The 14,106-nt window shown below is 55.6% G+C and carries 10 protein-coding genes; 6 read left to right on the forward strand and 4 right to left on the reverse strand.

The genetic code is table 11. The annotated features are described in order from the left end of the window. Positions 1-87: 87 nt before the first annotated feature. A complete protein-coding gene (locus tag ACZAHD_RS17325) occupies positions 88-531 on the reverse strand; it encodes an acetyltransferase (protein WP_462457874.1) in 444 nt (147 codons plus the stop codon). 155 nt (positions 532-686) lie between these two features. Between ACZAHD_RS17325 and metA the strand changes: the two genes are divergently transcribed. From metA to aceK, 4 genes are all read left to right on the forward strand, one after another. Beyond that, positions 687-1,616 carry a homoserine O-succinyltransferase MetA gene (metA, locus tag ACZAHD_RS17330; RefSeq protein WP_462457875.1) on the forward strand — a complete coding sequence of 310 codons (930 nt, stop codon included), beginning with the start codon at positions 687-689 and terminating at the stop codon, positions 1,614-1,616. Between the two features lie 260 nt (positions 1,617-1,876). Further along, positions 1,877-3,478, forward strand: coding sequence for a malate synthase A (gene aceB, locus ACZAHD_RS17335; RefSeq protein WP_462457876.1), 1,602 nt, complete (start codon positions 1,877-1,879; stop codon positions 3,476-3,478). 93 nt (positions 3,479-3,571) lie between these two features. Next, positions 3,572-4,876 carry an isocitrate lyase gene (gene aceA / locus ACZAHD_RS17340; protein ID WP_462457877.1) on the forward strand — a complete coding sequence of 435 codons (1,305 nt, stop codon included), beginning with the start codon at positions 3,572-3,574 and terminating at the stop codon, positions 4,874-4,876. 101 nt (positions 4,877-4,977) lie between these two features. After that, on the forward strand, positions 4,978-6,720 hold the full coding sequence (gene aceK, locus ACZAHD_RS17345) for a bifunctional isocitrate dehydrogenase kinase/phosphatase (protein ID WP_462457878.1): 1,743 nt from the start codon (positions 4,978-4,980) through the stop codon (positions 6,718-6,720). Between the two features lie 9 nt (positions 6,721-6,729). On the opposite strand, the gene ACZAHD_RS17350 is transcribed toward aceK, so the two are convergent. Then, the gene (locus ACZAHD_RS17350; RefSeq protein ID WP_462457883.1) at positions 6,730-7,134 is read right to left on the reverse strand and encodes an ASCH domain-containing protein; all 405 of its coding nucleotides are present in this window, start codon (positions 7,132-7,134) and stop codon (positions 6,730-6,732) included. 9 nt (positions 7,135-7,143) lie between these two features. Continuing rightward, positions 7,144-7,971 (reverse strand): glyoxylate bypass operon transcriptional repressor IclR, encoded by an 828-nt coding sequence (gene iclR, locus ACZAHD_RS17355; RefSeq protein WP_462457879.1) that lies wholly within the window; start codon positions 7,969-7,971, stop codon positions 7,144-7,146. A 196-nt stretch (positions 7,972-8,167) separates the two neighbouring features. Here iclR and metH point away from each other — a divergent pair, with 196 nt between their 5' ends. Further along, complete coding sequence (gene metH, locus ACZAHD_RS17360; protein ID WP_462457880.1) at positions 8,168-11,851, forward strand: methionine synthase; 3,684 nt, start codon at positions 8,168-8,170, stop codon at positions 11,849-11,851. A gap of 221 nt (positions 11,852-12,072) precedes the next feature. Continuing rightward, the gene (locus tag ACZAHD_RS17365) at positions 12,073-13,704 is read left to right on the forward strand and encodes a Na/Pi cotransporter family protein (protein ID WP_462457881.1); all 1,632 of its coding nucleotides are present in this window, start codon (positions 12,073-12,075) and stop codon (positions 13,702-13,704) included. Between the two features lie 141 nt (positions 13,705-13,845). Here the strand turns inward: ACZAHD_RS17365 and ACZAHD_RS17370 are convergent. Then, positions 13,846-14,106, reverse strand: a 261-nt coding sequence (locus tag ACZAHD_RS17370) for a Type 1 glutamine amidotransferase-like domain-containing protein (RefSeq protein ID WP_462457882.1), incomplete at its 5' end; no start/stop codon positions are given.

Consider the following 14,106-nt stretch of genomic DNA (forward strand, 5'->3'; position numbering starts at 1 on the left):
CGGTCCGCCGGGGAGTGCTGTCCGGCAGACAATCACCAGGCATCCAGTCGGTAAGAAGCCCGTCCAGACGGACGGGCTTTTTGCGTTTTAACGCGCGTCATAACGCAAATGAAGCAGCGGGTAGGGTCGGCCATGGTCGTCATGTTCGGATCGCCCGTTAACCACAAACCCCATATTCGTGTAAAACCCTACTGCTCGCGTGTTCTGCTCATTCACATCGGTTGTAAGTCCCGGAATCAATTCCAGAGCATACCTGACTAACTGCCGACCCACACCGATACCGCGGAAATCAGGATCAACAAAAAGGGCTTCCAGATGCTGTTCGGAAAGCAGCATCAATGCGCAGGGTTGGTCCTCATTGGTGACCGCAACCCAGAGCGGTGCCTGAGGAAAAAACGCGCACACCTGGCGCTCAATTTCCCTTCGGTCCTGCACTGAAAGAAAGTGATGCGTTGCATCAACAGAACGACGCCAGATTTCAATCAGTTGTTCGCTCTCATCACTGCGCGAACGTCGAATCATTATACTCATGATATTTCCTTGCGATTAACCGCTGTATTCTCTTCTGGAGATGGTTGAAACTTTCTCACCTTCCGCTTGCAGACTCGACATTTTCCTTATTCCTGGTTATTGTTAGCTGTCTGGATGTCTAAACGTTTATACGTATGCTATGAGGTAATCAAGTTATGCCGATTCGGGTGCAGGACGAGCTACCAGCCGTCAATTTCTTGCGTAATGAGAACGTCTTTGTGATGACGACTACGCGTGCAACAACTCAGGAAATTCGTCCGCTGAAGGTACTTATCCTTAACCTGATGCCAAAAAAAATCGAGACGGAGAATCAGTTTCTGCGCCTGCTTTCGAACTCTCCACTGCAGCTTGATATCCAGCTCCTGCGTATCGATGCGCGTGAATCCCGCAATACGCCAAGTGAACACCTGAATAACTTCTACTGTAACTTCGACGATATTTGCAACCAGAACTTTGACGGTCTGATCGTCACCGGCGCACCGCTGGGACTGGTCGAATTTAACGATGTTGCCTACTGGCCGCAGATCAAACAGGTACTGGAGTGGGCGAAAGATCACGTCACCTCTACGCTTTTTGTCTGTTGGGCGGTACAGGCCGCACTCAATATTCTGTACGGCATTCCTAAGCAGACCCGTGCAGAAAAAATTTCCGGCGTTTATGAGCATCATATTCTGCATCCTCATGCGTTGCTGACCCGCGGTTTTGATGACTTTTTCCTCGCCCCGCACTCTCGCTATGCGGATTTCCCGGCGGCGCTGATTCGCGATTATACCGATTTAGAGATCCTGGCAGAAACGGAAGAGGGGGATGCCTACCTGTTTGCCAGCAAAGATAAGCGAATTGCCTTTGTGACCGGTCACCCGGAATACGACGCCCACACCCTGGCCAGCGAATTTTTCCGCGATGTGGAAGCCGGCCTGAGTCCGGACATCCCGTATAATTATTTTCCGCAAAACGATCCGCAAAACAAACCGCGAGCCACCTGGCGCAGTCATGGAAATCTGCTGTTTGCAAACTGGCTTAACTATTACGTCTACCAGATCACTCCATACGATCTGCGGAATATGAATCCGACTTTGGATTAATCCTCCAGATAACGCGATCCTAAAGCGTTTCAGCATTTTGCCTCTGGCACCTTCGGGTGCCTTTTTTGTTTTCGAAATTCAACTCACAGTAAAGAATAACTTTAATTTCAATGTTATCAATGTGTTGTAATTATATTAAATTAAAAATGGAAATTGTTTTTGATTTTGTAATTTTATTGAGTAGTCTTAATTGTGTTGAGCGAAAATCAGACAACGATCGTTCACTCGCGCCAACTGGATCAACCAATAGGAGCTACAAAATGACGCAACAGGCGACAATAACTGACGAACTGGCCTTCAATCGGTCGTATGGCGAGCAGGAAAAGCAGATTTTAACGCCTGAGGCGGTGGAGTTTCTGACGGAACTGGTGAGCCGCTTTACGCCTGAACGCAATAAACTACTGGCGGCGCGTATTCAGCAACAGCAGGCGATTGACGCTGGAAGTCTGCCTGATTTTATTTTGGAAACAGCTTCCATTAGAAGTGGTGACTGGACTATTCGCGGTATTCCCGCCGATTTACAGGATCGTCGGGTGGAAATCACCGGGCCGGTAGAGCGTAAAATGGTGATTAACGCCCTCAATGCCAACGTGAAAGTCTTTATGGCAGATTTTGAGGACTCGCTGGCGCCGGACTGGAATAAAGTCATTGATGGCCAGATTAACCTGCGCGATGCAGTGAATGGCACCATCAGCTACACCAATGAAAACGGCAAGATTTACCAACTGAAGCCCAATCCGGCGGTACTGGTATGCCGCGTGCGCGGCCTGCACCTGCCGGAAAAGCATGTTACATGGCGCGGTGAGTCGATTCCCGGTAGCTTGTTTGATTTTGCGCTCTATTTTTTCCACAACTACCAAAACCTGCTGGCAAAAGGCAGCGGTCCTTACTTCTACCTGCCGAAAACCCAAGCCTGGCAGGAAGCGGCATGGTGGGGCGATGTCTTCAGCTACACCGAAGACCGGTTTGGGCTGCCGCGCGGCACGATCAAGGCCACGCTGTTAATTGAAACACTGCCTGCGGTGTTCCAGATGGATGAAATTCTGCATGCGCTGCGGGACCATATTGTGGGTCTGAACTGCGGGCGTTGGGATTACATTTTCAGCTATATCAAAACATTAAAAAACCATGGCGACCGCGTCTTACCCGACCGTCAGGTTGTCACGATGGATAAACCGTTCCTCAGTGCCTATTCGCGTCTGTTGATTAAGACCTGCCATAAACGTGGCGCGTTCGCGATGGGGGGAATGGCGGCGTTTATCCCCAGCAAAGATGCCGAGCGTAACCGCCAGGTCCTCGCGAAAGTTACCGCAGATAAAGAACTGGAAGCGAAAAACGGCCACGACGGGACCTGGATAGCGCATCCGGGGCTGGCAGATACCGCCATGGCGGTCTTTAACCAGGTATTGGGCGAACGCCCCAACCAGCTGTTTGTCGACCGGGAAGAAGATGCGCCAATAACCGCCGACCAACTGCTGGCGCCCTGTGAGGGCGAACGTACAGAAGCGGGGATGCGTGCCAATATTCGCGTCGCGGTGCAGTACATTGAAGCCTGGATCTCCGGCAATGGCTGCGTCCCGATTTACGGTCTGATGGAAGACGCGGCGACCGCCGAAATTTCTCGGACCTCCATTTGGCAATGGATTCACCATCAGAAAACCCTCAGTGACGGCACGCCGGTCACCAAGACGCTGTTCCGTAAGTGGCTGGCGGAAGAACTGATGGTGATTCAGGAGGAGCTCGGCGAACACCGCTACAGCAGCGGGCGTTTTGATGATGCCGCGCGCCTGATGGAACAGATCACCACCTCAGAGGAGTTAATCGACTTCCTGACGCTACCGGGCTACCGCCTGCTGGCGTAATCATCGGGCAATTTTGTTTGTCTTTTTGGCTGCGGCCAAACTGCTTTCACTGATAACACCTGGGGAGCCAGGAAAAAATAATGGAGCATCCACATGAAAACCCGTATCCAACAAATCGAAGAATTAAACAAAGAGTGGACACAACCGCGTTGGAAAGGCATTACCCGCCCCTATAGCGCAGAGGACGTGGTGAAATTGCGCGGCTCGGTCAACCCGGAATGCACGCTGGCACAGCTGGGGGCGGCCAAAATGTGGCGACTGCTACATGGCGAAGCGAAAAAAGGTTACATCAACAGCCTTGGCGCATTGACGGGTGGGCAGGCATTGCAGCAGGCGAAAGCCGGGATCGAGGCAATTTATCTCTCCGGCTGGCAGGTGGCGGCGGATGCGAACCTCGCCTCCAGTATGTATCCGGATCAATCGCTGTATCCGGCAAACTCGGTACCTGCGGTGGTGGATCGGATCAACAACACATTCCGCCGCGCGGATCAGATCCAGTGGTCGGCGGGAATTGAACCGGGCGATCCGCGCTATACCGACTATTTCCTGCCGATCGTGGCGGATGCTGAAGCGGGTTTTGGCGGCGTGCTTAACGCGTTCGAGCTGATGAAATCGATGATTGAAGCCGGTGCAGCGGCCGTTCATTTTGAAGATCAGCTGGCATCGGTGAAGAAATGCGGCCATATGGGCGGCAAAGTGCTGGTGCCGACGCAGGAAGCCATTCAGAAGCTGATCGCGGCGCGCCTGGCCGCGGACGTGATGGGCGTACCTACGCTGGTGATTGCGCGAACGGATGCTGATGCTGCCGATCTGATTACTTCAGACTGCGATCCGTACGATCGCGAGTTTGTCTCCGGCGAACGCACCAGCGAAGGATTTTTCCGTACCCATGCCGGCATCGAACAGGCGATCAGTCGCGGCCTGGCCTATGCACCGTATGCGGATCTGGTGTGGTGTGAAACCTCAAAACCCGATCTGGAGCAGGCACGCCGCTTTGCGGAGGCGATTCACGCGCGCTTCCCGGGCAAACTGCTGGCCTACAACTGTTCGCCGTCGTTCAACTGGAAGAAAAATCTTGATGACAACACCATCGCTCACTTCCAGCAGGCGCTGTCCGATATGGGTTACAAATACCAGTTCATCACGCTGGCGGGGATCCACAGCATGTGGTTCAACATGTTCGACCTGGCCCATGCCTATGCGCAGGGTGAAGGCATGAAGCACTACGTTGAGAAAGTGCAGCAACCGGAGTTTGCGGCGGCTAAAGATGGCTACACCTTTGTCTCTCATCAGCAGGAGGTGGGCACTGGCTACTTTGATAAAGTCACCACAATTATTCAGGGCGGAGCTTCTTCGGTAACGGCGTTGACCGGCTCAACGGAAGAAGAGCAGTTCTGATTGCTGCCCGGTGGCGCTGCGCTTACCGGGCCTACGAAAGCGGTAGGCCGGATAAGCGAACGCGCCATCCGGCATGACCGGATGCTGGATGGGGAAAAGCGATGACGCGTGGCCTGGAATTATTGATTGCACACACGATTTTACAGGGCTTTGACGCGCAGTACGGGCGTTTTCTGGAAGTCACTTCAGGCGCGCAGCAGCGTTTTGAACATGCCGACTGGCATGCGGTTCAGCAGGCCATGAAGCAGCGAATCCACCTTTATGATCATCACGTCGGGCTGGTGGTGGAACAGCTGCGCTGTATTACCGAAGGCAAAAGTACCGACGTGGATTTTTTGCTGCGGGTGAAAGAGCAATACACGCACCTGCTGCCGGATTACCCTCGCTTTGAGATTGCGGAAAGCTTTTTTAATTCTGTTTATTGTCGGTTGTTTGACCACCGCTCGCTGACACCCGAGCGGCTTTTTATTTTCAGTTCTCAGCCGGAGCGTAGCTTCCGTTCTCTGCCACGTCCGCTGGCGAAAAACTTCTTTCCCGACCGCGGCTGGGAGACACTGTTAAGCAAGGTTCTCTCCGACTTACCCCTGCGTCTGCCGTGGCAAAACAAGGCGCGCGACATCGGCTACATTAGCGCCAGTCTGCAGGAAGCGCTGGGAAGCGAGATGTTGTCCCGCTCCCATTTGCAGATCGCGAACGAACTCTTCTATCGCAATAAAGCCGCCTGGCTGGTGGGTAAGCTGGTTACGCCAGTGGCAACCCTGCCGTTTCTGCTACCTGTCCATCGCAGCGAGGAGGGTGAGCTGTTTATTGATACCTGTCTGACGACCCACGCCGAAGCGAGCATCGTGTTTGGCTTCGCCCGCTCTTATTTTATGGTCTACGCGCCGCTGCCTGGTGCGCTGGTTGAATGGCTGCGCGATATTCTGCCGGGTAAAACCACCGCCGAACTGTATATGGCGATTGGCTGCCAGAAGCATGCGAAGACGGAAAGCTATCGCGAATACCTGCAGTATATTACCCACAGCGATGAGCAGTTTATTGAGGCGCCGGGCATCCGCGGCATGGTGATGCTGGTCTTTACTCTGCCAAGATTTGACCGGGTATTTAAGGTGATCAAAGACCGCTTTGCGCCGCAAAAAGAGATGACCGCGGCCCACGTCCGCGCCTGCTATCAGCTGGTAAAAGAACATGATCGCGTCGGGAGAATGGCCGATACCCAGGAGTTTGAAAACTTCGTACTGGAAAAACGGCAGATTGCCCCGGCGCTGATGACGTTACTGCAGACGGAAGCCGGCGCAAAAATCACCGATCTTGGCGATCGCCTGGTCATTAGCCATCTCTATATTGAACGGCGGATGGTTCCGCTGAATATCTGGCTGGAGCAGGTGAACGGCCAGGCGCTGCGTGATGCGGTGGAGGAGTATGGCAACGCCATTCGCCAGCTTGCCGCCGCCAATATTTTCCCCGGCGATATGCTGTTTAAAAATTTCGGCGTGACCCGCCATGGCCGGGTGGTGTTCTATGATTATGATGAAATTTGCTACATGACCGAAGTGAATTTCCGCGACATTCCGCCGCCGCGCTATCCGGAAGATGAGCTGGCGAGCGAACCGTGGTACAGCGTCTCTCCGGGAGATGTCTTCCCGGAAGAGTTTCGTCACTGGCTGTGCGCCGACCCGCGCATCGGCCCGCTGTTTGAAGAGATGCACGCCGATCTGCTGCGGGCAGACTACTGGCGAGAACTGCAGACGCGCATTCGTCACGGCCATGTGGAAGATGTCTATGCCTACCGCCGCCGTCAGCGTTTTTGCGTTCGTTATGGCGCGTTGCAGCAGGCAGGGTAGGCGTGCTGCTCAGGCCACTTCGATCACGGCGAACTCTTCAAAGACCAGCTCCATATCGGGTGACCAGCTGCCTTCTCGCGCAAAAAATGCCTGATGAGCCTGCTGCCAGTAAGCCAGGCTCAAATCACCTTCGCCTTCCAGGGCGGCGAGCTCCGGGCTCATTTCGTTAAAACGGATGAGCCTGAGCGCCAGGGTGCGTATCACGCATACACCTTTTCCTTTGCCGTCCAGCACAATGTGATATGCCTCTGGCGTCACGGGCGGCTGCTCTTGCTGATAGCTGACAAGCGAGCCGCAGGTGGCTCGTTTTTTCCCCGCCACGACCAGGGCCGCCAGTTCGTCGGCCAGTTCCGGTGAATCGCCGAAAGACCAGCAGAAAGCAGAAGGGTATTTATCCTGCCAGTATGATTTCAGATCGCTCATTTATCGCATTCCGCCGTAGGCCAGCGTCACTTCTTTCGCCGCTTTAATCACCAGGGCACCCAGTTCGGTGACGCGATCGTCGGTCATCCGGGAAATCGGCCCGGAAATAGAGATTGCGGCAAACGGTTCGCGGTGTTCGTTATAAATACAGGAGGCGACGCAGCGTAAACCGAGAGCATGTTCTTCATCATCAAAAGAATAACCGCGCTTGCGCGTCTGGGCTAAATCCTCTTTCAGATGGACCGGGGAGACCAGCGTAGCGTGAGTATAAGCATGCAGCCCTTTGCGATGCAGCAGACCGGTGATCTGCTCCTCGCTGAGCTGTGACAGGAATGCTTTACCCGCGCCGGAGGCGTGCATCGGGAGTTTGCCGCCAATCGGCGCCGACATGCGCATCAGCTGCGTACACTGTACCTGATCAATAATAATCGCCTGATGATCGCTGTGATCCAGCACCGCCAGATTGACTGTTTCACCGGAGTCTTCCATCAGCTGGCGCAGGATAGGGTGGACGATTGCCAGCAGATTGCGGCTTTGCAGAAAGCTGCTGCCGACCACAAACGCGTGTGCCCCCACAGACCAGTGGCCGAGCTCACCAACCTGGCGGACAAAGCCCAACTGCTGCATGGTCGTCAGCAGACGATGGGTGGTGGAGTTGGGCAGACCGGCCTGCTGAGCCAGCTCGGTCAGTGCCACGCTGCTGTGGGACTCGGCAATCCATTCAAGCAATTTTAATCCACGGGTGAGCGACTGAACCTGGCCGCCAGCCTGAGGGGCGGCGGGCGTCGCGGGTTTTCTGCCGCGCTTAGCGGGAACGGGAGTGGCCATCGCAGATTCCTTTTTTCTGTATCGTGGAAATACTTTTCATTTTATTTGCCGAATTTGCAATCACAACCGGACTGATCGGATGAGTTAAGCTGAACATGTCTCATATTGTCCGCCGTTCTCTTTTCCACTCTGGTGCTTTATGCCAGTATGGTCTGTTGAGGTTTTTCGGTCTGGTTGAGTGTTGTCGGGAGCGAGTGTGAGCAGCAAAGTTGAACAACTGCATCAGCAGTTAAAAAAACGTATTTTGGTTCTGGATGGGGGCATGGGCACCATGATCCAGGGCTATCGTCTGAGCGAAGAGGACTTCCGCGGCGCACGCTTTGCCGACTGGCCATGCGATCTGAAAGGCAATAACGATCTGCTGGTGCTCAGTAAGCCGGATGTGATTACCGCTATCCACGACGCCTACTTTGAGGCGGGGGCGGATATCATTGAAACCAACACCTTTAACTCGACCACTATCGCGATGGCGGATTACCAGATGGAATCCCTGTCGGCGGAAATCAACTTTGCCGCCGCAAAACTGGCCCGCGCCTGCGCCGATGAGTGGACTTCCCGCACGCCGGAAAAACCGCGCTACGTCGCCGGCGTCCTCGGTCCGACCAACCGCACAGCCTCTATTTCCCCGGATGTTAACGACCCGGCCTACCGCAACATTACCTTTGATGGGCTGGTGGAAGCTTACCGCGAGTCCACCAAAGCGCTGGTAGAAGGGGGCGTTGACCTGATTCTGATCGAGACCGTGTTCGATACCCTGAACGCCAAAGCGGCGATCTTCGCCGTGAAAGAGGAGTTTGAGACGCTGGGCGTTGAACTGCCGATCATGATCTCCGGCACCATCACCGACGCTTCCGGGCGTACGCTCTCCGGGCAAACCACGGAAGCTTTTTATAACTCCCTGCGTCATGCCGATGCGCTCACCTTCGGCCTGAACTGCGCGCTGGGGCCAGATGAGCTGCGCCAGTACGTGCAGGAACTGTCGCGTATTGCCGAATGCTACGTGACTGCGCACCCCAATGCCGGGCTGCCGAACGCCTTTGGCGAATACGATCTGGACGCTGATACCATGGCCGCGCAAATTGGCGAATGGGCGGAATCGGGCTTCCTGAACATCGTTGGCGGCTGCTGCGGGACGACGCCGGAACATATCGCCGCCATGACGCGCGCCGTGACGGGCCTCGCGCCGCGCGCGCTGCCGGAGATCCCGGTCGCCTGCCGTCTGGCTGGCCTGGAGCCGCTGAATATCGGTGACGACAGCCTGTTTGTTAACGTCGGCGAACGCACCAACGTGACCGGCTCAGCCAAGTTCAAACGCCTGATTAAAGAAGAAAAATATAACGAAGCGTTGGATGTCGCCCGTCAGCAGGTGGAAAGCGGCGCGCAGATTATCGATATCAACATGGATGAGGGGATGCTCGACGCCGAAGCGGCGATGGTGCGTTTCCTTAATCTGATCGCCGGCGAGCCTGATATTGCCCGCGTACCGATTATGATCGACTCCTCGAAATGGGACGTCATCGAAAAGGGTCTGAAATGTATTCAGGGTAAGGGTATCGTCAACTCCATCTCGATGAAAGAGGGCGTAGAAGCCTTCGTCGAGCATGCGAAGAAGGTGCGTCGCTACGGCGCTGCCGTGGTGGTGATGGCCTTTGATGAAATTGGCCAGGCCGACACCCGCGCGCGCAAAATTGAAATTTGCCGCCGGGCGTACAAAATTCTGACCGAAGAGGTGGGTTTCCCGCCGGAAGATATTATTTTTGACCCCAATATTTTCGCCGTTGCGACCGGTATTGAAGAGCACAACAACTATGCGCAGGACTTTATCGGCGCCTGCGAAGATATTAAACGCGAGTTGCCCCACGCGCTGATTTCCGGTGGCGTCTCTAACGTCTCCTTCTCGTTTCGTGGCAACGATCCGGTTCGCGAAGCGATTCACGCCGTCTTCCTGTACTACGCCATCCGTAACGGCATGGATATGGGGATCGTTAATGCCGGCCAGCTGGCGATTTATGACGATCTGCCGGTTGAGCTGCGCGATGCCGTCGAAGACGTGATCCTCAACCGTCATGCTGACGGCACCGAGCGTCTGCTGGAACTGGCGGAAAAATACCGCGGCAGCAAAACGGATGATTCCGCCAACGCGCAGCAGGCGGAATGGCGCAACTGGGACGTGAAAAAACGGCTTGAATACTCGCTGGTAAAAGGCATTACCGAGTTTATCGAGCTGGATACTGAACAGGCACGCCAGCAGGCCGCTCGTCCGATAGAAGTGATTGAAGGTCCGCTGATGGACGGCATGAACGTGGTCGGCGACCTGTTCGGCGAAGGTAAAATGTTCCTGCCGCAGGTGGTGAAGTCGGCCCGCGTGATGAAACAGGCGGTGGCCTATCTGGAGCCGTATATCGAAGCCAGCAAGGAAAAAGGCTCCAGCAACGGCAAGATGGTTATTGCGACCGTGAAAGGCGATGTCCACGACATCGGTAAAAATATCGTTGGTGTGGTGCTGCAGTGCAATAACTACGAAATTATCGATCTTGGCGTGATGGTGCCGGCGGACAAAATCCTCAAAACCGCCCGCGAAGTGAATGCCGACCTGATTGGCCTCTCCGGGCTGATTACGCCATCGCTGGACGAAATGGTCAACGTGGCGAAAGAGATGGAACGCCAGGGCTTTACGATTCCGCTGCTGATTGGCGGAGCCACGACGTCGAAGGCTCATACGGCGGTCAAAATCGAGCAGAACTACAGCGGTCCGACGGTCTACGTGCAGAACGCCTCGCGTACCGTGGGCGTGGTCTCGGCCCTGCTCTCCGACATCCAGCACGATGAGTTTGTTGCGCGCACGCGTCGCGAGTACGAAACCGTGCGTGTCCAGCATGCCCGTAAGAAGCCGCGCACGCCGCCAGTCACATTACAGGCCGCCCGTGAAAACGATCTGGCCTTTGACTGGGCCAGTTACACGCCACCGGTTGCTCATCGTCTGGGTGTGCAGAGTGTCGAAGCCAGCATCGAAACCCTACGCAACTACATCGACTGGACACCTTTCTTTATGACCTGGTCGCTGGCCGGTAAATACCCGCGTATCCTCGAAGACGAGGTGGTGGGTGAAGAAGCGAAGCGCTTGTTTCACGATGCTAACGAGTTGCTGGATAAGCTCAGTGCTGGGAAGACGCTGAATCCGCGCGGCGTGGTGGGGCTATTCCCGGCAAACCGCGTGGGGGATGATATTGAAATCTATCGCGATGAAACCCGAACTCATGTGCTGACGGTCAGCCACCATCTGCGTCAGCAGACGGAGAAAGTCGGCTTTGCCAACTATTGCCTTGCCGATTTTGTGGCACCGAAGCTCAGCGGCAAAGCGGACTACCTCGGCGCGTTTGCGGTAACCGGCGGGCTAGAAGAGGACGCGCTGGCGGAAGCGTTTGAGGCGCAGCACGATGATTACAACAAGATCATGGTAAAAGCCATCGCCGACCGTCTGGCGGAAGCGTTTGCCGAATATCTGCATGAACGCGTGCGTAAGGTCTACTGGGGCTATGCGGCGAATGAGAACTTCAGCAACGAGGAGCTGATCCGCGAAAACTACCAGGGGATCCGCCCCGCGCCGGGCTACCCGGCTTGCCCGGAGCACACGGAAAAAGCGGTGATCTGGGAACTGCTGGATGTCGAGGCGCATACTGGCATGAAGCTGACAGAGTCATTCGCCATGTGGCCGGGCGCATCGGTTTCCGGCTGGTACTTCAGCCATCCTGACAGCAAGTATTACGCGGTGGCGCAAATTCAGCGCGATCAGGTGGAAGATTACGCCCAGCGTAAAGGGATGACGCCTGCGGAAGTAGAACGCTGGCTGGCGCCAAACCTGGGATATGACGCGGATTAGAACGCGACCTGCCACAACTCCGTCATCTTAGCTTACAACTTACAGGGCACCATTGAGGCGCCCTGTCTCTTTATTGTGGTGAAACCCTTATACTGGAGTAGTGATCCAGAACGGCCGGCATCGACTGATATCGGCCCGGACGATATCGCCCGGATAAGCCTGGCGCGTTCAGAACGGGTTATTGGTATTTATCCGTCGGATAATAAGGAGAATAAGAATCCGTGTTAACTCTGCTGCATCTGTTGTCTGCTGTTGCCCTGCTGGTCTGGGGGACCCACATCGTTCGTACCGGCGTGATGCGTGTATTTGGCGCGCGCCTGCGTTCTGTCCTCAGTAGTAGCGTTGAGAAAAAACCGCTCGCTTTTTGTGCGGGAATTGGCGTCACGGCTCTGGTTCAGAGCAGCAATGCCACCACCATGTTGGTCACCTCATTTGTCGCTCAGGATCTGGTCGCGCTGACGCCTGCGCTGGTGATTGTGCTGGGGGCCGATGTAGGGACCGCATTGATGGCGAGGGTGCTGACCTTCGATCTGTCATGGCTGTCGCCGCTGCTGATTTTTATCGGCGTGGTTTTTTTCCTCGGTCGCAAACAAACGCGTGCCGGCCAGCTTGGACGGGTGGGGATCGGTCTGGGGTTGATCCTGTTAGCGCTGGAACTGATTGTACAGGCGGTTCATCCCATCACCCAGGCAAATGGCGTGCAGGTGATTTTCGCCTCGTTGACTGGCGACATTATGCTGGATGCGCTGATTGGCGCCATGTTCGCCATCATCAGCTACTCCAGCCTGGCGGCCGTGCTGTTAACGGCAACCCTGACTTCAACCGGCGTAATTTCGTTTCCGGTTGCGCTGTGCCTGGTCATTGGCGCCAACCTCGGCTCGGGGATTCTGGCGATGATTAACAACGGCGCCGCCAACGCGTCTGCACGTCGCGTGGCGCTCGGCAGTCTGTTGTTCAAGCTGGTGGGTAGCCTGATTATTCTGCCGTTTGTGCATGTGCTGGCCGATGCGATGCATCGTATGCCGCTGCCGGAAGCGGAACTGGTCATCTACTTCCATGTTTTCTACAACCTGATTCGCTGCGTGGCGATGGTGCCGTTTGCCGATCCCATGGCCAGACTCTGTAAGCGGATGATTCGTGAAGATCCTGAGCTGGATCTCCATCTCAAACCAAAACATCTGGATACTACGGCGCTGGATACGCCGGCGTTGGCGTTGGCGAATGCCGCGCGCGAAACGTTGCGCATTGGCGACGCGATGGAGCAGATGCTCGAGGGGCTGCACAAGGTGATTCATGGCGAGCCGCGGGAGGCGAAAGAGCTGCGCAGGCTGGCTGACGATATCAACGTGCTCTACACCGCGATCAAGCTCTATCTGGCCCGCATGCCGAAAGATGAGCTGGCCGAAGAGGAATCCCGCCGCTGGGCGGAGATCATCGAAATGGCGCTCAATCTGGAGCAGGCTTCCGATATCGTCGAGAGAATGGGGAGTGAAATCGCTGATAAATCGCTGGCGGCGCGGCGCGCCTTTTCGGTGGAAGGGCTGAAGGAGTTGGACGGGCTGTATGAGCAACTGCTGAGCAACCTGCAACTGGCGATGTCGGTCTTTTTCTCCAGCGATGTCCCGAGCGCCCGACGCCTGCGCCGCAACAAGCATCGTTTCCGCATTCTCAACCGCCGCTACTCGCATGCGCACGTCGACCGTCTGCACCAGCAGAACGTACAGAGCATCGAGACCAGCTCGCTGCACCTGGGGTTACTGGGGGATATGAAACGCCTGAACTCATTGTTCTGCTCGGTGGCATACAGCGTGATGGAGCAGCCGGATGAGGACGATGAGCGCGATGATTATTAAGCGCTTGTTGCCTGCCCCCGGCTCGCGCTACGCTTAACCGAGCTACCGCTGCGCCTCACTGGGCGATTGTCCATCGTCGTCTGCGGACGGGTAGCCCGGACAGATGCGCAGTACCGCCTCCGGGAAAAGTGTGGTCGAGGTTCAGAAACGATGGCCTGCGCTCAGGGCCATCGCTTCCTCGCCGGCTCTGAACACCAGCGTCGGATTTGGACCGCCGAGCGTGGCGTGGCCCTGGGTTACCTGAATCCAGTTGCCTTCCGGTAGACCGATGATCGTCAGCTCCGGAGCCACGACCAGCAGTTCACGAATGCGCTGCTCACGGGTTTCGCCCTGATGTCCTTGCGGCAGCGCGTTGGTAAAGTGTGGGTTAATCTGCAGCGGGAACAGCCCCAGCGCGTCAAA

Origin of the sequence: Raoultella sp., from assembly GCF_039594335.1 — a bacterium.
Taxonomy (GTDB): Bacteria; Pseudomonadota; Gammaproteobacteria; order Enterobacterales; family Enterobacteriaceae; genus Klebsiella.